Below are 22,104 nucleotides of genomic sequence, written 5' to 3'. Positions count from 1 at the left end.
GGGTGCGGCGCCATGTCTAGGAATATAAACCAAAAACCCGCCGAAACTCAAGGAAAACGGTCACGAACCCTTGTCCCGGCAGTCGCGCAGCGCCGCCTCGAACCCCGCGGGCTCCTCCTCGAACGCCATCTCGCCCCGGAGCTTCTCGAGATCCGCGATCAGCGCCTCGAAATCGGCCAACCCATGCCGCGCCGCCGCATTGGGCACGGCCACCCCCTGCCAGCGCTGGATCGCATCCATGGTGGGCAGGACGAGCTTCGGTTCCGCCATCATCGCACTCCGTTGAAGCGCCAGGATACTGGCCCGCTTGCCAGCCCCCGCGCAAGGCGACACGCTCCCGCCAAACACGGAGGAACGCGCCCATGAAGATCGTGGACATCAAGGCCTATCCCACCAGCTTCGCCCTGCCCCCCGGCGGCCCGCGCCTGGGCATCGGCCAGGCGGTGAAGCGCGACGCCGTGATGGTGAAGGTGACGACCGAGGACGGCATCGTGGGCTGGGGCGAGTCCCATCACGGCCGGGCCCATACCGCCGTGGCACGCCTCATCGAGACCACGCTGAAATCCCTCATCATGGGCATGGATGCGAGCGACGTGGTCGGCATCTGGGCGAAGATCTACCAGTACCAGCTCGCCTCCCACGGGATGGGTGCGGGCACCTCGCTGGCCATGAGCGGCATCGACATGGCGCTCTGGGACATCCGCGGCAAAGCCTGCGGCTGGCCGCTCTACAAGCTGCTGGGCGGCCGCTCCAAGCCCGTGCGCGCCTATGCCGGCGGCGTGGCGCTGGGCTACCAGCCCCCCGCGCAGCTCATCGACGAGGCCGCGCCCCACATGGAGGCCGGCTACAAGGCGCTGAAGCTGCGCGTGGGCGACAACCCGCGCGCCGATATCGAGCGCATGCAGGCCGTCCGCAACGCCTTCGGCGACGAGGTGGACATCCTGACCGACGCCAATATCGGCTACACCATCGAGGATGTCCGCCGCGTCATGCCCGTGATGGATGAGCTGAACATCGGCTGGCTGGAAGAGCCCTTCCCGGCCCACGACCACGCCAGCTACAAGCAGGCCGCCGGCTACGGCCGCACGCCGCTCGCCGCCGGCGAGAACCACTTCACGCGCTACGAATTCTCCCGCGTGCTGGAAGACGGCGTGATCCGCATCTGGCAGGGCGACCTCTCCAAGGCCGGCGGCGTGACCGAATGCCTGCGCATCGCAGCCATGGGCTCGGCCTTCAAGATCCCCTTCCACCCGCATTCCTCAATGACGGGAATCAACCAGGCCGCCTCCATCCACCTGCTCTGCGCCATTGATAACCCCGGCTACTTCGAGGCCGATATCAGCCGCGCCAACAAGTTCCGCGACGAACTCTGCAGCCTGCCCTGGCGCATCCACCCGGATGGCACCGTGCGCCCGAACGAGGCGCCGGGGATCGGGGTGGAGATCAATGAGGAGTTTCTGGTGAAGCACCCGGCGATTGAGGGGCCTGGGTATGTGTGAGGGGTGAACCGAGGGGCTCTGCCCCTCGACCCCGGAAGGGGGCACGGCCCCCTTCACCCCAGAACTGGCGGCTCACGACGGAGCTGCGTGGTGTTCCTTTGCAAGCTCCCCTAACTTCGGCGAGCATCGGAGGTAAAACAACCAATAGGGATCGGAAATGTAAAACGTCTCAACGTCAGCATCAGTGTCGAACTCAACAGTTCTATCTGCCGATGCGAAATTTGACAACTGACTGCATGCCTCCGTGACACCTCGGCCAACAGGCGAATCGCCGATACATACCGCCTTAACTCTTTCCATAAGTATATCATAACGGAATGCCATTACAGGCGGATCTTGCTGGATAGCAAGAAGAATGCATCGATAAACATCACCACGCGACCCATCGACGAAGTTATATTTGTTTCGCTCAACACCCCTAGTTTTTGGACCTTGATGCATTGTTGTAACCAGTGTCTTGTAATCTGCACTTGTAGCAGTAACAGCGAGAACTTCTTTTAGATTTATTTCATGTTTTGAAACGTATCTCTTGACTATGTAGCCATTCTTGACTTGCAATTGCACGCATAAATTCAAACAGATACGCTGCATTAACTGCGGCGATCCGCACGCATTGCGCGCCAGATCTCTCAATATAAGGTCGTCTATTTCGATATTAAGTGCCAAAAAACCAGCTTGAGCGATCTGCAGCAACTCTCCTTCCGACCAAAATTCAGTATCAATGTTCTGCGTTCTGCCACGCAACTCAGAATTACTACGAACAACATCATCCGAGCGATGAGGTACTGAGGCAGCGATCATTCTTATGCCACGTTCAGCTGCCGTCTTTATCTGCCTGCCGATTTCAACCTGCAATTCCTTTGGTATATAATGGAAATCGTCAATTAAAACACAAAATGAACTATTTGCAATTTCTTTCTGTACTTGAAGTAGACCTCCGCGGGAATGAGTTGAGCTGGTTGATGATTTATCTGTTTCGCTATTTTGAGTGCCGGCGGCAAGGCTTCCCCCGGCCACCAAAGGCACTCCAGCAGTCCCGGTCAAAATTGAACTCTTCCCACTCATGGAGGAAACTTCGGTAGAGTTCGAGCGCGAGGACGGCGCCCCCATCCAATCCAGCACTCTATCCCACAGACTTGCTGTAGACGAAATTTCTGATCCTGAAACAGTAATCAGATTATCAACACCAACAATACGCTCAATCAGTACACTCTTCCCGCTCTTTGAAGGCCCAGAAATAGAAATCACTTCCTTTGGCGTCAATAACGCTTGCTGTAGTCGATCCTCAAGGGCAGGCGCGACCGCACGCTTAACGTAGGTTAGGCGTGGATAATCATTCGGAGTGAACACATTGACAGGAAGAAGATCTTCTGGCTTCAAATCGACCTCCGCCAAAATGTCAGATTCATCAAGCGAGAACCACGCAAGCGACCCTTGCTGACGACAAGACGTAACGCCGGTTGGGCAGTAAGGTGCCGAGGATATAGGCCCCACGCCTCAAACCTAACACAGCACTGCCTACTTACAATCCAGGGCATATCAAATGATGGCAGGGTCACCATGGGGTGAAGGGGGCGAGCCCCCTTCCGGGGTCCAGGGGCAGCGCCCCTGGAAAACTCACCCGGCGTCGGCCAGCGCCGCGATTTCGCCCACCGTCACCGGCTTCGTCGGAAACCGCGTGCGCAGCGGCTCCAGCGCCCCAGGCGCCACGCCGCGCGCCTCGGCCATCAGCGCATGCACGGCCGGGCCGCAGACCCGCCCCTGGCATGGCCCCATTCCCGCCCGGAGGAACGCCTTGATCTGGTTCGGCCCTTGCGCCCCCAGCGCCACGGCGGCGCGGATGCGCCCGGCGGTGATTTCCTCGCAGCGGCAGACCAGCGTGTCATCCGCCACGCGCGCCATGGGCAGCGGCGGGTAGAGCGCGTCCAGCAGCGCGCGCGGCGCCAGTTCGGCGCTGCGCCGGTGCAGCAGCGGGCCGGCCAGGGCGTCGCGCTGTTCGGGCGTGAGGCGGCCGAGCCAGCGGGCGGCTTCCAGGGCTGCGATCCGGCCCGAGAGCGCCGCCGCCCGCGCGCCGCCGATGCCCCCGCCATCGCCCGCCACCAGCAGCCCGTTGAGGCTGGTATTGCCCCACTCATCCAGCACCGGGCGGAAGCTCATCTGCGCGGAATCCCAGACATGGGCGCAGCCGGGGAGTGCGCGCGTCACCTGGGTATTGGGCACCACGCCATCATGCAGCAGGAGAAGATCGGCCTCCATCTCCTTGCCATCAATCGAAATTCCGGTCAGCCGGTCACGCCCCAGCGCCGCCACCTCGCGCGCCTTGATCACGGGCACGCCGGCGCGGCGGAGGCGCCGCATCCAGTCCAGCCCCTTCAGCAGATAGCCAGGTGCCCGCAGCGCCATCGGCAGATGCGGCAGCGCCCGCCAGGGGATGCCGGGCGGCGAGAGATCCAGGATCCCGGCCGGCGTCACGCCCTTGTCCAGCAGCTGCGCCGCATAGAGCCAGAGCAAGGGCCCCTGCCCCGCCAGCCAGGTCTTCCCCTCCGGCAGCAGCCCGGCCGTCTTCATCAGGATTTGCGCGGCCCCCACGCCCATGACACCCGGCAGCGTCCAGCCCGGGATGGGCATGGGCCGTTCGGTGGCACCCGGGCAAAGCAGAAGCACCGAGGCCAGCGCCTGTTGCGCGGCCCCGCCCTCGGACCAGGTGACGACGCCATCCTCCTGGATCGCCCAGAGCGTCGCGCCATAGCGGCACTCCACACCGGAAGCCGAAGCGGCCTCGATCAGCGCCAGCCCCTCCGCCGCCTGGTCGGCGCCGGGCGCGCCAGGGTCGGGCCGGTAGAAGCCGCCGACGGCGCGATGCACCTGCCCGCCCGGCGCCGGGTTCTCATCCAGCAGCAGCGCCTGGATGCCCTGGGAAGCCGCCTCGGCGGCGGCGGCCAGCCCGGCCGGCCCGGCGCCGAGGATCAGAAGCGGGATCTCCCTCACGCCCCCGTCTCCCGCGCGCCCTGCTGCGTCCGCGCGGAAAGCCCGGGCGTCACCATGACGAGGCAGGCCTGGCGGTTCGCGACCCCCTCCACCTCCACCAGGCAGTCGAAGCAGGCGCCCATCAGGCAGAGCGGCCCACGCGCGCTGCCCGAGACGGCGGTCTCGCGAAACTGCGCGATGCCGGCGGCCAGCAGCGCGGCCGCCAGGCTCTCGCCCTCACGCGCCGGGATCGGCGCCCCGTTCCAGGTGATCTCGCAATCGGTGGGGCCGCTGCGCCGGAACATCGGCTACCAGCGCCGCGCCGGGCCGCAATCCAGATGCACGAAGCCGTCGCGCCGGTAGAGGCCGACGCCGCCCGTCTGCATGTCGGCCGCGATGCGCGCGATGCCCAGCGCATTGCGCCCCGGCAGACGGCTGTCGCAGGCCATGCCCGACATGTGCAGCGAGGCGCGGCTGACGCGGCGCGATTGCCGCGCGCGGGCCGCATTGGTCTCCGGCGCGCGATAGCCGCTGATCACCTCCCAGGTGTCTTGGCTGTCGAGCGCCCGCTGCACCGTCACCAGCACGTCAAACAGACGCGGGTCCATGGGTGTCGCTTCATCCATGCCCGGGTCGCGCAGCACGAGGTCCAGCCGCTGCAGCGCCTCGCGGTCATAGCGCCCATCGCGCCAATAGACGCCGGAGAAGCTCTCGCCCGTCTGGGCGCGGCGGATGGAGATGGCGCGCGTGCCGGCATTGCCCAGGCGCTGGGCGACGGCCTCCTCGGACATGGCGGCGAAGCCGAGGCCGACGGCGGCGCCGAACAGGCCCCGGCGGGTCAGGCCGCCCGTGTCATTGGGGCAGTCAAGGGAATCACCGGCCGCACAGGCCGGGCAGGCATGCTGGAACAGGCGCATGGCTCAGCCCTGCGCCGCCGCCATCGGAATGCCCGGCGGGCGGTTGCGGGCGTCCATGGCCCGCGCATAGGCCTCGTCCAGGCCGTAGATATCCTGTCGGACTCGCAACTCGCTGCCCTCCACGGTGACGGTTGAATAGAACAGGCGGACCGGCGGGTTGCGCCGCAGCGGCACCGTCTGGGTGTTGCGCGTGGCCAGCACGCGGTCCACCCGCTCACGGTCCCAGCCGGGCGTGCCGTCCAGGGCCACCATCAGGAAATCCATCGGGCGCTCCAGCCGGATGCAGCCCGAGGATTGCGCGCGATCCGCCCGGCGGAAGTAATGCCGGTCGGGCGTGTCGTGCATGTAGATGTCGTCATTGTTCGGCATGTTGAACTTGATGCGGCCGAGCGCGTTCAGGTCGCCCGCATCCTGCCGGATGATGAAGGGGAAGCGGTCCGGGTTGATGGCGCGCCAATCCACCGTGGTGGGGTCGATCTCCACCACCTGGCCGTCCACCCGGCCGAAGATGCGGAAGCCGCGCTGCTGCAGCGCCGTCGGGTCGCGGCGCAGGCGGGGCAGCAGGTCCTCGCGCGCATTGCGCTGCGGCACGCCCCAGGAAGGGTTGAACTGCACCGAGGTCATGCGCGTCGTGATCATCGGCGTGGCGCGGGCCGGGCGGCCCACCACCACCGCCATCTCGATGACGACGCGGCCCTCTTCCACCATCCGCAGGCGGTAGTCCGGGATGTTCACATCCACCCGCCGCTCGCCCGAGAGCGCGGGCTGGGCGCGGCGCATGTCCATCGCGACGCGGAGCTGGTTCACCGTCGCCATGGGCGAGCGGTTCAGCGCGGCCTGCGTCGCGCCACCGATGCGGCCATCGGGTTCGGTGCCGACCGCTGTCTGGAAGCGGCGGACGGCAGCCTGCAGGCGCTCGTCATAGGTGCCGCCGCTGCCGGGATTGGCGGCGAGGACCGGGTCCGTCAGCACGAGGCGGGCGCGCAGCGCATTCACCCGGTTCTCGTCGAAGGCGCCGGGCTCGAGCGTGCGGCCGCCCACCGGGAAGCCGGGCCAGCTGCCCGTGGCGCGGGCGCGCGCCGCGGCCAGCGCGGGCTTGAGCACCGCCATGTCCGGCGTGGCGTTGGAGGCGAGGTCGATGACCTCGGCCGGCTCCGCCGCCTCGGCGATGCGCTGCACCCAGAGGTTCAGCGTGGCCGGGTTCGGATCGCGTCGCAGGTCCACGCGGCCGGGCAGGCTCGCGACGCGGCCCTGGACGATGTCGGTCAGCGCGCCCGCGGCGGCGCGGGTGATGGCGGCCGGGTCTTCCTGGTTGCCGGCGTTCAGCCCATACCAGCGGGGGTCGAGCCCATCCTCCTCCAGCCGCATGAGGCGGGCGGAGAGCCGCTGCATCGCCTCGGGCGAGGCGACCATGGTGCGGGCGGCGGGCGCGGCGGTCTGAGCACGCGCTGTGCCGGAGGCAACGGCGAGCGCCGACAGCCCGGCCAGGAAATCTCTGCGGTCCATGCGGGGTTCTCTACACGGAACAGAGCGCGACCGCAAAGCGCGAAGATCGCGCCAAGGCCTAGGCCGGGCTCGCAAAACGCCGCGCGGAGAAGAGCTCCATCCCAGGCTCCAGCGCGCCGCGCGCCACCATGGGTGCAAACAGGCGGGCATGGGCGGCGGCGAGTGTCACGCCGGAATGGCAATTCGCGGTGAAAGCCCCAGGGAATTCCTCGCTTTCGTCGTAGATCGGCAGCCCGTCCGGCGCCATGACCCTGAGCGCCGACCAGGCGCGCACGATGTTCAGCCGCGCGATCCAGGGGAAGGACCAGGCAGCACGCTGGGCGATCATCGCCATCACATCCTGCGTCTGGTGCAGGTCGAACCCCACCTCCTCCTGGCTGTCGCCCAGCAGCAAGGTGCCGTCATCGGTCTGGCGAATCGAGGTGGTGGGGATGGGCAGCACCTCCCGCGTGCGCTCGGTGACCAGCACCTGGCCGCGCTGCGGGCGCACCGGCGCATCCAGGCCAAAGAGCGGCGCGAGCCTGGCGTTGCCAAGCCCCGCCGCCAGCACGATGCGCGGGGCGGCGAAATCGCCCGCCGGCGTGCTCACGCGGAAGTCGCGCGGCGCGGCGCTGCCGCCGGTGACGCTGGCCTCGGGCACATAGCGCCCGCCGGCCGCCTTGTAGGCGCGATGCAGCGCATGCAGCAGGTTCAGCGGATTGGCGTGCCCGTCATAGGGCGTCCAGGAGGCGCCGACGACGCGCTCGCCCAGGCCCGGCAGCATGTCCCGCACCTCCTTCGCGTCCAGCATGCGGTATTCGTAGGCGTAGTTCCCGGCCTCGGCCTTCATTCGCGCCATGCGGTTCGCGCGGTCCTCGAATTCCTTGTCGCTCAGGCAGAGATGCACGCCGCCCGGCTGGCGCAGCCCGCAATCCATGCCGGTCCTGGCCGAAAGCTCGGTGGCCAGCCCCTCCCAGGCCTCGGCCGAAGCCCGCGTCCAGCGCTGGTAATGCGGCGCGCCCAGGCCCTTCGACTGCACCCAGACCAGGCCGAAATTCCCCCGGCTGGCGCGGAAGGCGAGGTCCCCCTCGTCCAGCAGCACGGTGGCGAGCCCCTCGCGCTGCAAGCCCCAGGCGATGGCCGTTCCCACCAGCCCGCCGCCCACCACGATCGCATCCACCATCATGCCGAAAGCCCCCGCGCCATGGAGCGATGGAGCACGTGGCCGCGCCCCCCGGCAAGTCCCGATTGACGGCGCGCGGAGTCTCGCGACAGGCTCGCGCATGCCCCCGCTCGACCACCCCGCCCCCCGCAATTCCGACCTCGAAGGCGCGCTGCTCGAAGCCCGCGCGACCTATGCGGCGGCCCGGCCGCAAAGCGCCGCCCTGCACGAGGCCGCGCGCCGCGTCATGCCCGGCGGGAACACCCGCACCGTCCTCTTCTGGTCGCCCTTCCCCATCAGCATGGCGCGCGGCGAGGGCGCGAAGCTCTGGGATGCGGACGGCCACGCCTATACCGACCTGCTGGGCGAATACACCGCCGGCCTCTTCGGCCATAGCGAGCGCCGCATCCTGGACGTCGCGCGCGCCGCCATGGACACCGGCATCAACCTGGCCGGCGCCGGCGCGAATGAGATCCGCTTCGCCGAGCTGGTCTGCGCCCGCTTCCCCTCGATCGAGCGCGTGCGTTTCACCAATTCCGGCACCGAGGCCAACATCATGGCCCTCTCCGCCGCCCGCGCCTTCACCGGCCGCGCCGAAATCATGGTGGCCAAGGGCGGCTATCACGGCGGCGTCATGACCTTCGCCAGCGGCCAGAGCCCGGTGAACCTGCCCGTGCCCACCCGCTTCCTGACCTACAACGACGTGGAAGGCAGCATCGCCGCCATCCGCGAAGCGGGCGACAAGCTCGCCGCCGTGCTGGTCGAACCCATGCTGGGCTCGGGCGGCTGCATCCCCGCCACGCGCGAGTTCCTCGCAGCCCTGCGGGACGCCTGCACCGAGACCGGCGCCGTCCTGATCTTCGACGAGGTGATGACCAGCCGCCACAGCGAGGGCGGTCTGCAGCAGCGCCACAACGTCATCCCGGACATGACGACGCTGGGCAAATATATCGCGGGCGGCATGAATGTGGGCGCCTTCGGCGGCCGGGCCGCCATCATGGATGTCTTCGACGCGCATCGCCCCGGTGCCCTGCCCCATGCCGGCACCTTCAACAACAATGTCTGGTCGATGGCGGCCGGCTGCGTGGCGCTGGGCGAGCTGTTCCGGGGCGAGGTGGTGGAGGCGCTCTTCCAGCGTGGGGAGGCGTTGCGGGCCGAGCTGAACGCCCTTTGCGCCGTAGCCGGGGTCGCCATGCAGTTCACCGGCGCGGGCAGCATGATGACGGCGCATTTCCGTGCCGGCGCCATCAAGGCGCCCTATGCCGCCACCCCGGAGGAGGAGCAGGCCCGCGAATTGTTCTTCCTGGACATGCTGGAGGCGGGCTTCTACCTCGCCCGGCGCGGGATGGTGGCGCTCAGCCTGCCGCTGGCGCCGACCGACCTGGGCGGCTTCGTCGCCGCCTTCCGCGAATTCCTGAACCTGCGCGGGCCGCTGCTGGCCCGCGCCGCCTGATCAGGCGATGATATAGCCAATCAGGACGATCGCGCCGATCAGCAGGCCAAGCGCCCGCGCCAGGGCCCAGAACTCACCCTTGACGGGGCCTTCCTCTTCCTTGGAGAGGCTGATCACATTCACCGGCGGGCGGCGCGGCACGGCCGCGACGGCCGGAGCTTCCTGCTCAGACACCATCATCAATATCCCCTTTTCCCACGGGCTGGACCGCTTGACCGCTCAAACGGCGATCATTGCAGCCAAGCCCGACCCATCTGGGATATTAGGCCGCCCGAAAAGCATGCAATAGCGACCAATAGCTGAATCGTTCCCCCAGCATACATCCTTACGGTTGTATTTTTTTGACAAGTCACGGAGTTTTTACAGTTTCCTCCGTGGCAAGGTTTAGAATTTCCACGCCTTCCTCGATGTTCTCCCCCTCCGCGCAGCCCAGATGCGCCACCACGCCATCCCGCGGGGCGGTGATCTTGATCTCGGTCTTCATCGCTTCCAGCACCGCGAGGAGCTGGCCCTTCGTCACCGCCTCGCCCACCGCAACGAGCAGCTTCACCACGCGGCCGGGGATGGGCGCGGACAAGCGGCTTTCGCCCGCCACATCCTCGCTGGCCGGGGCCAGCGGATCGCGGCGGTGAAGGCGCCAGGTCTCCCCGGCCATCCGCAGGGTACAGCCATCTGGCTCAGCCGTCAGGATGAAGGCCTCCGCGGCATCCCCCTGGAGCAGCATGAGCCGCTCCCCTGCACCGCTGACGCGGACCGTCTGCGTTGTTCCGTCATCCACCGCGACGGCATGGCCTTCGGGCCTCCATTGCAGGGTGATGCGGCGGGGGCCCGTGCCGTCTTCCCAGGCCTCCACCGTCTCGGCAGAGCCCTGCAGGCGCCACCCCGCGCGCCCGAGCCAGGGCGAGGCCATGACAGCGCGCCGCCCCAGCTCAGCGAGGCCCGCCGAAGCCGCGATCAGCACGCGTTCCGGCGCCGGCCCGCGCGGCGTGAGCAAGGCTTCCGCGTGGCGCGCGATGAAGCCCGTATCCAATTCACCCGCGCGCAACGCCGGATGTCGCGCAAGCCGGCTCAGGAAGCGGGCATTGTTGCCCAGCCCCTCGATCTCGAGCGCATCGAGCGCCGCAGCGAGGCGCGTGAGCGCGGCGCCGCGATCCGTCCCCGCCACGATCACCTTGGCCAGCATCGGGTCATAGGCGGCGGTCACCACGTCGCCCGGCGTGAAGCCCGTATCGAAGCGCGCGCCTTCATCCAGCATGGCGAATTTGCGCAGGCGCCCGGTGGCCGGGCGGAAATCCCGCTCCGGCTCCTCCGCATAGATGCGCACCTCCATCGCATGGCCTTGCGCGGGCGGCGGCCAATGGGCCGGCAGCGCCTCGCCGGCCGCCACGCGCAGCTGCCATTCCACCAGATCGAGCCCCGTGACCATCTCGGTCACCGGATGTTCCACCTGCAGGCGGGTGTTCATCTCGAGGAAATAGGCGTGCTCGCCTTCCACCACGAACTCGACCGTGCCGGCATTGGTGTAGCCGACCGCGCGCGCGGCATTCTCGGCCGCCTCGTGCAGCGTGGCGCGCAGCGCGTCGGAAAGGTCAGGCGCCGGCGCCTCCTCCAGCACCTTCTGGTGGCGCCGCTGCACCGAACAGTCGCGCGTGTGCAGATGCGTCACACGGCCGTGGGAATCCCCGAAGACCTGCACCTCCACATGGCGCGGGCGCTGGAGGTATTTCTCGATCAGCACGCGCCCGTCGCCGAAGGCGGCCAGCGCCTCGCGCCGCGCGCCAGCCAGTTCGGCCGCGAAATCCTCGGCCGCGTAGACCGGCCGCATCCCCTTGCCGCCGCCACCCGCGCTCGCCTTGATCAGAACGGGGAAGCCGATGCGCGCGGCCTCGGCCGCCAGCAGCGCCTCCTCCTGCGCCTCGCCGTGATAGCCGGGCACGGTGGGCACGCCGGCAGCCACCATCAGGCGCTTGCTCTCGGCCTTGCTGCCCATGGCGCGGATGGCGGAGGCGGGCGGGCCGATGAAGGCGATGCCGGCGGCCGCGCAGCCTTCCGCGAAATCCGCATTCTCCGACAGGAAGCCATAGCCCGGATGCACCGCCTGCGCCCCGCTGCGCCGCGCCACCTCCAGGATCACCTCGCCGCGCAGATAGGATTGCGCGGCCGGCGCCGGGCCGATCGCGTAAGCCTCGTCCGCTTCGCGCACATGCAGCGCGTTCGCATCCGCCTCGCTGAAGACGGCGACGGTGGCGATGCCCATCCGCCTGGCGGTGCGGATGATGCGGACGGCGATTTCGCCGCGATTGGCGATCAGGATCTTGCTGAACATGGCCATCACATCCGGAACAGGCCGAACCTGGTGGGCGGGATGGGCGCGTGCAGCGCCGCATTGAAGGCGAGGCCCAGCACATCGCGCGTCATGGCGGGCGGGATGATGCCGTCATCCCAGAGCCGCGCCGTCGCGTAATAAGGGTCCCCTTCCCGCTCGTACTTCTCCCGGATGGGCGCCTTGAAGGCCTCCTCCTCCTCCGCGCTCCAGGATTGTCCGGCAGCCTCCAGATTGTCCCGCCGGAGGGTCGCCAGCACGCTCGCCGCCTGCTCGCCACCCATCACGGAAATCCGCGCATTGGGCCAGGCGAAGAGGAAGCGCGGCGAATAGGCACGGCCGCACATGCCGTAATTCCCGGCGCCGAAGCTGCCGCCGATGATCACCGTGATCTTGGGCACCTGCGCGGTGGCGACCGCCGTCACCAGCTTCGCGCCATCCTTGGCGATGCCGCCCGTCTCGTATTTGCGGCCCACCATGAAGCCCGAGATGTTCTGCAGGAACAGCAGCGGAATGCCACGCTGGCAGCAGAGCTCGATGAAATGCGCGCCCTTCTGCGCGCTCTCGCTGAAGAGGATGCCATTGTTCGCGATGACGCCCACCGGCATGCCCCAGATGCGCGCGAAACCCGTCACCAGCGTGGTTCCGTAGCGCGGCTTGAACTCGTCCAGCCATGATCCGTCACTTGGCCCGTCCACGATGCGCGCGATCACCTCGCGCACATCATAGGGCTGGCGCACGTCACGCGGGATGATGCCATTGAGCTCCTCCGGCGCGTGGAGAGGCGCCACCGGCGCATGCGGCGGCACGGGCGGCGCCTTGGCATTGAGGTTGGCGACGATGCGCCGGACCAGGCCGAGCGCATGCATGTCATCCACCGCCAGATGATCCGCGACACCGGAGAGGCGCGTATGGACATCGCCGCCGCCCAGATCCTCGGCACTCACCACCTCGCCCGTCGCGGCCTTCACCAGGGGCGGGCCGCCCAGGAAGATGGTGCCCTGGTTGCGGACGATCACCGCCTCATCGCACATCGCCGGCACATAGGCGCCGCCGGCGGTGCAACTGCCCATCACGGCCGCGATCTGCGGGATGCCGGCGGCCGACATATTGGCCTGGTTGAAGAAGATGCGGCCAAAATGCTCGCGGTCGGGGAAGATCTCGTCCTGGTTGGGCAGGTTCGCGCCGCCGCTATCCACCAGATAGAGGCAGGGCAGGTTGTTCTGCGCTGCGATCTCCTGCGCGCGGAGGTGTTTCTTGACCGTCAGCGGGTAGTAGCTGCCGCCCTTCACCGTCGCGTCATTGGCGACGATGACGCAGGCGCGGCCCGAGACGGTGCCGATGCCGGTGATGACGCCCGCGCCCGGCACCTCGCCGCCATACATCCCGTTGGCGGCGAGGGGCGAGAGCTCCAGGAAGGGTGCGCCGGGGTCGAGCAGCCGCTCGACACGCTGGCGCGGCAGCAGCTTGCCGCGCGCGGTGTGCTTGGCGCGCGCCGCCTCGCTGCCGCCCAGCGCGGCTTCGGCCGTGCGCGTGGCGAGCTGATCGAGCAGCGCCTGCATGGCGGCGGCGTTGGCGCGAAATTCCTCGCTGCGGGGGTTGATGGTGGTCATCTTGAGGGGCTCCGCCCCTCAAACTCCCCGGCAAGAACCTCAGGTTCTTGCATCTCCGAACAAATATGGGTGCAGGGAACGTGAAAACCACGCAGGTTTTCACCCCTGCAGGTGGGTCCGGGGGGCAAAGCCCCCTGGGTCTCAAGCCGTCTCACGAAACAACTCCCGCCCGATCAGCAACCGCCGGATCTCGCTCGTGCCGGCGCCGATCTCATAGAGCTTCGCATCCCGCAGCAGCCGGCCCGTCGGATATTCGTTGATATAGCCATTGCCGCCCAGGATCTGGATGGCATCCAGCGCCGCCTTCGTGGCTTCCTCGGCGGCGAAGAGGATGGCGCCGGCCGCATCCTTGCGCGTGGTCTTGCCCGCATCGCAGGCGCGCGCCACGGCATAGACATAGGCCCGCGCCGCGTTGAAGCGCGTGTACATGTCCGCGACCTTGCCCTGGATGAACTGGAACTCGCCGATCGCCTGGCCGAACTGCTTGCGTTCATGGATATAGGGCACCACCACATCGAGGCAGGCCTGCATGATGCCCAAGGGGCCAGCGGCCAGCACCGCGCGCTCGTAATCGAGGCCCGACATCAGCACGCGCACGCCGCCATTCACGGCGCCCAGCACATTCTCCTCCGGCACCTCGCAATCCTCGAAGACGAGCTCCGAGGTGGGCGAGCCGCGCATGCCGAGCTTGTCGAGCTTCTGGGCGGGCGTGAAACCCTTCATCCCCCTTTCCACGATGAAGGCCGTGATGCCCTTGGGTCCGGCCTCCGGGTCGGTCTTGGCGTAGACGATCAGCGTCTCGGCGTAATGCGCGTTGGTGATCCACATCTTCGTGCCGTTCAGCACGTAGCGGTCGCCCCGCTTCTCGGCGCGCAGCTTCATGGAGACGACGTCCGAGCCCGCGCCCGGCTCGCTCATCGCAAGCCCGCCCAGGTGCTCGCCGCTGATGAGCTTGGGCAGATACTTCGCCTTCTGCGCGGCATTGCCGTTGCGCGCCAGCTGGTTCACGCAGAGGTTGGAATGCGCGCCATAGCTGAGGCCGACGGAGGCGCTGGCCCGGCTCACTTCCTCGACCGCCACGCAATGCGCGAGGTAGCCCATGCCAGCCCCGCCATGCTCCTCATCCACGGTGATGCCGTGCAGGCCGAGCGCGCCCATCTCCGGCCAGAGATGGCGCGGGAATTCATCGGTCTTGTCGATCTCGGCCGCGATGGGCGCCACGCGGTCGGCCGCGAAGCCGCGCACGCTGTCGCGCAGGGCGTCGATCTCCTCGCCGAGGCCGAAATCGAGACTGGGGATGTTCGTGTTGGGGATCACCTGACTGCTTCCTCGCCCATGGGCCTGTTGTGCCGATGGTGCCGCATCTTCCCTCAGCCCCCCGCGCCGCGGCAAGCGGCAGCGTCACCCGCCCGGCGAGCCCCCTCCCAGCGCCGCCCCGTCGAGCGCTGCCGCCCCCGCCGCCGGCCCCACCCGAGCCGCCCCTCCCGCCGACACCAGACAGGCCTCCAGCGCCACCGCTCACCGGCCCACCCGGCGCGGCCGCCGATGACGCAGCAGCGCCGCACCGGCGCCATGCCCATCGCGTAAGGGGTGCGCCCGAGAGCAGCGTCGTCTGGGCCACGGCGCCCAGGGCCGAGCCGACGAGCATGATCCCGCAGCGGAAGAGCATGCTGCGCAGGATGTCGCCTCCTTTTGACGGGAAGGCTGACAAGCGGCCCTGCTGCGCGCCAGGAGGAAGGGAGCCCCCGGCATCAGGCGGGGGCGCGGGCCGGCTCAGCCCATGCGTTTCACGCTGCGCCGCAACTCTATGGCGAGGGGCGGATCGTCGGTCGCCAGCACATCCACACCCAACATCAGCGCGCGGTGGATGGTGTCGCCATGATTGGCGCCCCAGACGGAAAGCCTGAGGCCCTTCGCGCGCAGCGCGTCGCGCAGCGCCTCGGTGGCGCCCTTCACATGCACGCCGATCTCGGTCGCACCCAGCGCCTCGCATTCGCGCACCAGTTCGGCCGTGGCGGTGCCATGCAGCGTCGGGCCATCCACCAGCCAGACCACCTGCTCGAACCCGCCGACCGAAGCGCATTCCGCGACGGAAGGCCGCTCGAAGCTCATCATGATGGTGCGCGGCTTGAGGCCCAGGCTGTCCAGCAGGCGCCCACAGCGCGCGACAAGGCCCGGATAGGGCCGCTTTTCCGCATCGGCCTTCACCTCAAGACGCAGGCGCTGCGCCGAGGGGCCGATCAGCGCGGCGACCTCGCTGAGATGCGGCAGGCACTCGCCCCCCGTTCCCTTCACGCGCAGCCGCTGCAACTCACCCCACGGCATCGCCACGACCGGGCCGGAGCCATCGGTGGTGCGGTCCAGCGTCGCGTCATGGATGACGACGGGTTCGCCCTCGGCACTGGCGTGGACGTCGAATTCGATCTGTTCGGCGGGCCAGGTGAGCGCCTTGCGAAAGGCAAGCAGGCTGTTCTCAGGCCAAAGGAAGGCGCCCCCCCTGTGGCTCGCGATCTCTGTGCGGTCCATGGCGCGAAGCTGTTCCAAGACCGGAGCGTTCCGTCAAGCCGGGCGGGCCCGGAAAGCTGTGGAGCGTCAGTTCCAGAGGCCGCCGGCGATGGCGTCGTTCATTTCGGAGATGAATTGGAGGTCGGCCTGCTCGCTCTCGCATTCGCGCAGAACGGCATGGGCCAGCGAGGCGACCTGGCTGCGCAGCGGCGCGGGCAATTGGTTGGCGGGGTCCATCACCAGGCCCAGAACCACATCCCAGAGGCGGCGGTTATCGGCGCGGGCACGGGCGATCGCGGTCGGGCTCTGCTCGGCCAGCGCCTCGCGGATGCTGCGATTGGCGCGGACGAAGACCTCGGCCTCCATCTGGCGCGGCGTGCGGCGCTGGCGATAGGCGGCGGCGGCATCGGGGTGGGAGGCGGTGACGGCTTGCATGAGGGCCTCTGGTCAGGACAAGGACTGAGCCGGGCGGCGTTTTGCCAGCCCGATGGCGCTGAAGGCGATCAGCGGAAGAGCGACAGCAGCGCCTGGGGCGCCTGGTTCGCGATGGAGAGCGACTGGGTGCCGAGCTGCTGGCGGATCTGCAGCGCCTGAAGACGGGCGCTTTCCTTCGCCAGATCCGCGTCCACGAGCGAGCCGAGGCCGCTTTCCATGCTGTCCATTTTCTGGCGGTTGGTGCTGAGCGCGCCGTCAATGTCACGCGCATCGGCGCCGAACTTGGAGAGCGCGGTGTTCAGCGCCAGCTCCACCGTGGCGAAGGTCTTGATGTTCGACGCGGCCGCGCCGCCGCCGAAATTCGCCTCGTCCGAATAGGCCGCGATGGTGTCCTGCAGCGGGCCGGTGGCGCTGGCATCGCCATTGCCCAGCATCACGCGCGCCTGCTCCGACGTCATGGCCGTGCCGCCATTGAAGGTGAAGGCCACGGGGTTCTCGAAGGTGCCGGCGATGTCGCGCCCGCCGGTCGCCACGCGCGTGTCGAAGGTCAGCGTCGAGGCATCCACGCCGGTGATGTTCAGCGTGTTGCCGCGCTCGTTGCGGACGACGCCCGTATCCACCGCCGTGCTGGCGTTCGACTTGTTGGAATCCTGCGAACCCAGCAGGCTGCGGCCATTGTAGCTCGCATCGCCCAGCGCCCGGTTGGTCTGGTTCACCAGGTTCTCGAAATCCTTGGTGTAGGTCTCGCGGTCCGACTCGCTCAGCGTGTCGGAGGAGAGCTTGGTCAGCGTCTCGCGGATCTTGGTGAGGTTCTTCGACGCCTCGTTCAGCGCGCCGAGCGTGGTCTCGAGAAGGCCCTTGGTGGAGCCGAGCTGCTCATTCGCGGCGCCGAGGCCCGCGATGTCGCCGCGGACGCGCTGGGCCACGGCATAGGCGGCGCCGTCATCCTTGGCATCCGCGACACGGAAGCCGGTGGAGATGCGCTTTTGCGTCGCCGCCATTTCCTCATTGGTGCGATTGAGCGACTGCAGCGCCACCATCGCCCCGATATTGGTCTGAACCGAATTCATCGTCATTGGGGGTTTTCCCTTTGCTCGAAAGGCGGAGGGGGGATCCCTCCGCCATCCGAAACTTCCCAGGGAAAGCCCAAGAAACGGTTAAGCCGGCCGGATCGAGATCCGGCCGTGCCGCACGGCCTCAGATATCGGCGTAGACGTGCGTCTCGGCCTTGGCGCCGGGCTGCGTCACCGCACCCTGGCGGGCCGGGCCCACGGTCTGCGCGTACTTCCAGAGCACGCCCGAATTGAAGTTGTGACCGCGCGGCTTCCATGCGGCCCGGCGCTTGGCCAGTTCCTCATCGGAGAGCAGCACGTCGATCGTGCCCTTCTCGGCGTCGATCACGATCTTGTCGCCATTCTGCAGCAGCCCGATGGGGCCACCCACCGCCGCCTCGGGGCCGACATGGCCGATGCAGAAGCCGCGCGTGGCGCCCGAGAAGCGGCCATCGGTGATCAGCGCCACCTTGTCGCCCATGCCCTGGCCGTAGATGGCGCTGGTTGTGCTCAGCATCTCGCGCATGCCGGGGCCACCCTTCGGGCCTTCGTAGCGGATGACGATGACGTCGCCCGGCTTGTAGGCGCGCTGGTCCACCGCCGCGAAGGCATCCTCCTCGCAGTCGAAGCAGAGTGCCGTGCCCTCGAAGCGCAGCTTCTCCATGCCCGCGATCTTCACGATGCCGCCATCGGGCGCAAGGTTGCCGAAGAGGCTCACCACGCCGCCGATCTTGCTGATCGGGTGGGAGACGGGGCGCACCACATCCTGGTTGGTCGGGAAGACCACGTCCTTGTGGTTCTCGGCCAGCGTCTTGCCGGTGACGGTCATGGCGTCGCCATGCAGCAGGCCGCCATCGAGCAGCGCCTTGATGATGACCGGGATGCCGCCGATGTTGTGCACGTCCAGCGCCACATACTTGCCGCCGGGCTTGAGATCCGCGATGTGCGGCGTGTCACGCATCAGGCGGGCCACTTCCTCGAGCGGGAAGTCGATGCCGCACTCATTGGCGATGGCCGGCAGGTGCAGCGCGGCATTGGTCGAGCCACCGGTCGCACCCACGATGCGCGCCGCATTCTCCAGCGCCTTGCGCGTCACGATGTCGCGCGGGCGGAGCTGGTTGCGGATCAGGTCCATCACCGCATAGCCCGACTTGTAGGCGTATTCGTCGCGCTCCGTGTCGGGCGCAGGGGCGCCGGCCGAGTAGGGCAGCGCCAGGCCGATCACCTCGGAGATGCAGGCCATGGTGTTGGCGGTGAACTGGCCGCCGCAGGCGCCCGCACCCGGGCAGGCATGCTCCTCCAGCTCCTTCAGCTCCTCGTCGGACATATTGCCCGCCGCGTGCTGGCCGACCGCCTCGAAGACGTCGAGCACCGTCACGTCACGACCGCGATGGCGGCCCGGCATGATCGAGCCGCCATAGAGGAAGACGGAGGGCACGTTCAGGCGGCACATCACCATCATCATGCCCGGCAGCGTCTTGTCGCAGCCGGCCACGCCGACCAGCGCGTCATAGCAATGGCCGCGCATCGTCAGCTCGACCGAGTCCGCGATCACTTCGCGCGAGACCAGCGAGGACTTCATGCCCTGGTGGCCCATGGCGATGCCATCGGTCACGGTGATGGTCGTGAACTCGCGCGGCGCGCCGCCGGCCGCGGCCACGCCGCGCTTCGCCGCCTGCGCCTGGCGCGAGAGGGCGATGTTGCAGGGGGCGGCCTCGTTCCAGCAGGAGGCCACGCCGACCAGCGGGCTCTCGATCTCCTCGCGCGTCATGCCCATCGCGAAATAGTAGCTGCGATGCGGCGCGCGCTCGGGGCCGACCGTCACATGGCGGCTCGGCAGCTTGGACTTGTCCCACTTGGTCATCGGCGTTCCCTTTGGTCTCTCGGAAATCAGTTTGCGATGCGGGCCAGCGCCGCGTCCAGACGGGCGATCTCGGCCGTGAAATTCTCGAGGCGCTCGCGGTTCTCCTCGATCACCTCTTCCTTCGCCTTGGCCATGAATTCGGCATTGGCGAATTTCTTCTCGATCTTGCCGATCTCGGCGGCGGCGGCGGTGCGGGCTTTCGTGAGGCGCGCGCGTTCGGCATCCAGGTCGATGACATCGGCTAGGCGAAGGTAGACGGTGCCGCCCGGCACCAAGACGGGCACCGCGCTCTCGGCGAAGATTGCTCGCACTTCTTCGTTTTGGAACTGGTCCTCAAACAGGCCTGTCGTTCTCGTCATCCGCTCAATCGCTTCGCGATTGCGTGCCAAGTACTCGGAGTTCTGATTGTCCCCTGCGCTTTCATCGGGCGCAAAAGATGCTCGGAGCATAGCAGAGGGCGGGACGTTGATCTCTGCGCGCAGTGCGCGCACTTCGCCGATCAGCTTGGTAACCCAACCAAGCTCCGCCCGCGCCGCCTCGGCCCCCTGCACCGCGCTCGCCTCCGGCCAGGGCGCCGTGATCAGGCTCGCCGTGCCGCCATAGCCCAGCTGCGTCCAGAGCTCCTCCGTCACGAAGGGCATCACCGGGTGCAGCAGGCGCAGGATCACGCCCAGCACATGCTGGGCCGCGCCCTTCACCTCGTCCTTCTCGGCGCAATCCGGCCCGTTCAGCACGGGCTTCGCGAATTCCAGGAACCAGTCGCAGAAGCTGTTCCAGGTGAAGCGATAGAGCGCGGCCGCGTAGTCATCGAAGCGGAAGGCGTCGAGCGCCGCGCCCGCCTCGGCCGCCGCCTGGTTCGCGCCATCCAGGATCCAGCGCGCCAGCGGCGTGGTCGCGCTCGCCGGGTCCCAGCCCGGCTGGGGCGCGATGCCGTTCATCTCGCAGAAGCGCGCCGCGTTCCACAGCTTGGTGGCGAAGGCGCGATACCCCTCCATCCGCTGCTTGGAGAGCTTGATGTCCCGCCCCGGCGAGGCGAGCGCGCACAGCGTGAAGCGCACCGCATCCGCGCCATGCGCGTCGATCAGCTCGAGCGGGTCGAGGACATTGCCCTTCGACTTGCTCATCTTGGCCCCCTTCTCGTCGCGGACGAGGCCATGGATCACCACATGCTTGAAGGGCACTTCGCCCATGAAGTGAATGCCCATCATCATCATCCGGGCGACCCAGAAGAAGATGATGTCGAAGCCCGTCACCAGCACATCGGTCGGGTAGTGCTTCTTCAGTTCCGCCGTGCTCTCGGGCCAGCCCAGCGTGGAGAAGGGCCAGAGCGCGCTGCTGAACCAGGTGTCCAGCACATCCTCATCGCGCGTCAGTTCGACGTCGCGGCCGAATTTCGCGCGCGCCGCCGCCTGCGCCGCCGCCTCGTCCCGCGCCACGAAGACGCTGCCCTCGGGCCCATACCAGGCCGGGATGCGATGCCCCCACCAGAGCTGGCGGGAGATGCACCAGGGCTGGATGTCGCGCATCCAGGCGAAGAAGGTGTTTTCCCACTGCTTGGGAACAAACTCGGTCTTGCCGGTCTCGACCGCCTCGATGGCGGGCTTCGCCAGCGTCGCCGCGTCGCAATACCATTGCAGCGTCAGCCGCGGCTCGATCGGCACGCCCGAGCGGTCGCCATGCGGGACCATGTTGGTGTGCGCCTCGGCCTTCACGAGCAGCTCGAGCCGCTCCAGCTCCGCCAGGATCGCCTTGCGCGCCACGAAGCGGTCCTGGCCGGCCAGCCCACGCACGAAGTCCGGATCGGCCACGCCGGGCACGGCGCGCAGATCGCCCGCGATCTCGTCCAGCCAGATCCGCGCCTCGGCATCGAGCACGGAGGGCATGGGCAGCTCATGCCGGCGGCCCACGCCGTAATCGTTGAAGTCATGCGCGGGTGTGATCTTCACCGCACCCGTGCCCTTCTCCGGGTCGGAATAGGCATCGGCCACGATCGGGATCAGGCGGCCGGTCAGCGGCAGGATGGCGCGCTGGCCGACCAGATCCTTGAACCGCTCATCCTCCGGATGCACCGCGATGGCGGTGTCGCCCAGCATGGTCTCGGGCCGCGTCGTCGCCACCTCGATGAAGCGGCCGGGCTGGCCCTCCACCGGATAGCGCAGCGTCCAGATGTTGCCCTTCACCTCGCGGCTCTCGACCTCGAGGTCGGAGATGGCGGTCTGGAACACCGGGTCCCAGTTCACCAGGCGCGTGTCGCGGTAGATCAGCCCTTCCTCGTGCAGCCGCACGAAGACCTCGATGACGGCCTTGGACAGGCCCTCATCCATGGTGAAGCGCTCACGCGGCCAGTCGAGGCTGGCGCCCAGGCGGCGGAGCTGGCGGGTGATGGTGCCGCCGCTCTCGGCCTTCCAGTCCCAGATGCGCTGCAGGAAGGCCTCGCGCCCCATGCCCTTGCGCGTCAGCCCCTGGCTGCCGATCAGCCGCTCCACCACCATCTGCGTGGCGATGCCCGCATGGTCCGTGCCCGGCATCCAGAGCGCGTCGCGCCCCTGCATGCGGCGGTAGCGCACCAGCACATCCTGCAGCGTGTTGTTCAGCGCGTGGCCGATATGCAGGCTGCCCGTGACATTGGGCGGCGGGATGACGATGGTGAAGGGCGCGGCATTGCGCGCAGGATCCGCGCTGAACGCGCCGGAGGCTTCGGAGGCGGCATAGAGGCGCGCTTCCAGGGAGGCGGGGTCGAAGGCCTTGTCGAGCATGGGGGACTGGTCCAACGCGCGGCGCGGCGCGTCAAGCCCCGATCGCGCGGATCAGCGTCCCGGCGGGGCTGAA

At 67.9% G+C, this 22,104-nt stretch carries 18 protein-coding genes; 2 read left to right on the top strand and 16 right to left on the bottom strand.

Annotation, left to right across the window (positions count from 1 at the left end; translation table 11 throughout):
• Nucleotides 1–60 precede the first annotated feature (60 nt).
• Nucleotides 61–270 (bottom strand): hypothetical protein, encoded by a 210-nt coding sequence (locus KTR66_RS15245; protein WP_213613891.1) that lies wholly within the window; start codon nt 268–270, stop codon nt 61–63.
• A gap of 92 nt (nt 271–362) precedes the next feature.
• Here KTR66_RS15245 and KTR66_RS15240 point away from each other — a divergent pair, with 92 nt between their 5' ends.
• Nucleotides 363–1,499 carry a mandelate racemase/muconate lactonizing enzyme family protein gene (locus KTR66_RS15240; RefSeq protein ID WP_213613889.1) on the top strand — a complete coding sequence of 379 codons (1,137 nt, stop codon included), beginning with the start codon at nt 363–365 and terminating at the stop codon, nt 1,497–1,499.
• A 72-nt stretch (nt 1,500–1,571) separates the two neighbouring features.
• Here the strand turns inward: KTR66_RS15240 and KTR66_RS15235 are convergent, their stop codons facing one another.
• The 6 genes from KTR66_RS15235 to KTR66_RS15210 form a co-directional block, all read right to left on the bottom strand.
• On the bottom strand, nt 1,572–2,894 hold the full coding sequence (locus KTR66_RS15235; protein ID WP_213613887.1) for an AAA-like domain-containing protein: 1,323 nt from the start codon (nt 2,892–2,894) through the stop codon (nt 1,572–1,574).
• A 222-nt stretch (nt 2,895–3,116) separates the two neighbouring features.
• Nucleotides 3,117–4,487, bottom strand: coding sequence for an NAD(P)/FAD-dependent oxidoreductase (locus tag KTR66_RS15230; protein ID WP_213613886.1), 1,371 nt, complete (start codon nt 4,485–4,487; stop codon nt 3,117–3,119).
• A complete protein-coding gene (locus KTR66_RS15225; RefSeq protein WP_213613884.1) occupies nt 4,484–4,771 on the bottom strand; it encodes a (2Fe-2S)-binding protein in 288 nt (95 codons plus the stop codon). Before KTR66_RS15225 ends, KTR66_RS15230 begins: the two co-directional genes overlap by 4 nt.
• A 3-nt stretch (nt 4,772–4,774) precedes the next feature.
• A complete protein-coding gene (locus tag KTR66_RS15220) occupies nt 4,775–5,383 on the bottom strand; it encodes a DUF882 domain-containing protein (RefSeq protein WP_213613882.1) in 609 nt (202 codons plus the stop codon).
• A gap of 3 nt (nt 5,384–5,386) precedes the next feature.
• Complete coding sequence (locus tag KTR66_RS15215; protein WP_213613880.1) at nt 5,387–6,889, bottom strand: murein L,D-transpeptidase; 1,503 nt, start codon at nt 6,887–6,889, stop codon at nt 5,387–5,389.
• 58 nt (nt 6,890–6,947) lie between these two features.
• The gene (locus tag KTR66_RS15210) at nt 6,948–8,054 is read right to left on the bottom strand and encodes an FAD-binding oxidoreductase (protein WP_213613878.1); all 1,107 of its coding nucleotides are present in this window, start codon (nt 8,052–8,054) and stop codon (nt 6,948–6,950) included.
• 97 nt (nt 8,055–8,151) lie between these two features.
• Between KTR66_RS15210 and KTR66_RS15205 the strand changes: the two genes are divergently transcribed.
• Nucleotides 8,152–9,483 (top strand): aspartate aminotransferase family protein, encoded by a 1,332-nt coding sequence (locus KTR66_RS15205; RefSeq protein ID WP_213613876.1) that lies wholly within the window; start codon nt 8,152–8,154, stop codon nt 9,481–9,483.
• Here the strand turns inward: KTR66_RS15205 and KTR66_RS15200 are convergent, their stop codons facing one another.
• From KTR66_RS15200 to KTR66_RS15160, 9 genes are all read right to left on the bottom strand, one after another.
• On the bottom strand, nt 9,484–9,663 hold the full coding sequence (locus KTR66_RS15200) for a hypothetical protein (protein WP_213613874.1): 180 nt from the start codon (nt 9,661–9,663) through the stop codon (nt 9,484–9,486).
• A 169-nt stretch (nt 9,664–9,832) separates the two neighbouring features.
• On the bottom strand, nt 9,833–11,809 hold the full coding sequence (locus tag KTR66_RS15195; RefSeq protein ID WP_305799136.1) for a biotin carboxylase N-terminal domain-containing protein: 1,977 nt from the start codon (nt 11,807–11,809) through the stop codon (nt 9,833–9,835).
• Nucleotides 11,810–11,814: 5 nt separating this feature from the next.
• A complete protein-coding gene (locus KTR66_RS15190; RefSeq protein WP_213613870.1) occupies nt 11,815–13,419 on the bottom strand; it encodes a carboxyl transferase domain-containing protein in 1,605 nt (534 codons plus the stop codon).
• A gap of 141 nt (nt 13,420–13,560) precedes the next feature.
• Complete coding sequence (locus KTR66_RS15185; protein ID WP_213613868.1) at nt 13,561–14,736, bottom strand: isovaleryl-CoA dehydrogenase; 1,176 nt, start codon at nt 14,734–14,736, stop codon at nt 13,561–13,563.
• 456 nt (nt 14,737–15,192) lie between these two features.
• Entirely contained in the window at nt 15,193–15,945 is a 753-nt protein-coding gene (locus KTR66_RS15180; protein WP_213613866.1) for a glycerophosphodiester phosphodiesterase family protein, read from the bottom strand.
• Nucleotides 15,946–16,011: 66 nt separating this feature from the next.
• Entirely contained in the window at nt 16,012–16,359 is a 348-nt protein-coding gene (locus KTR66_RS15175) for a flagellar biosynthesis regulator FlaF (RefSeq protein ID WP_213613864.1), read from the bottom strand.
• A 68-nt stretch (nt 16,360–16,427) separates the two neighbouring features.
• Nucleotides 16,428–17,435 carry a flagellin gene (locus KTR66_RS15170; RefSeq protein WP_213613862.1) on the bottom strand — a complete coding sequence of 336 codons (1,008 nt, stop codon included), beginning with the start codon at nt 17,433–17,435 and terminating at the stop codon, nt 16,428–16,430.
• Between the two features lie 121 nt (nt 17,436–17,556).
• The gene (ilvD, locus tag KTR66_RS15165) at nt 17,557–19,275 is read right to left on the bottom strand and encodes a dihydroxy-acid dehydratase (RefSeq protein WP_213613861.1); all 1,719 of its coding nucleotides are present in this window, start codon (nt 19,273–19,275) and stop codon (nt 17,557–17,559) included.
• A gap of 26 nt (nt 19,276–19,301) precedes the next feature.
• Nucleotides 19,302–22,031 (bottom strand): valine--tRNA ligase, encoded by a 2,730-nt coding sequence (locus tag KTR66_RS15160; RefSeq protein WP_213613859.1) that lies wholly within the window; start codon nt 22,029–22,031, stop codon nt 19,302–19,304.
• Nucleotides 22,032–22,104: the final 73 nt, after the last annotated feature.

This window comes from Roseococcus sp. SDR, assembly GCF_019083995.1.
In the GTDB taxonomy this organism is placed as follows: domain Bacteria; phylum Pseudomonadota; class Alphaproteobacteria; order Acetobacterales; family Acetobacteraceae; genus Roseococcus.
The sequence above is the reverse complement of the archived record's forward strand: the minus strand, read 5'-3'. Positions and strand labels throughout refer to the sequence as shown.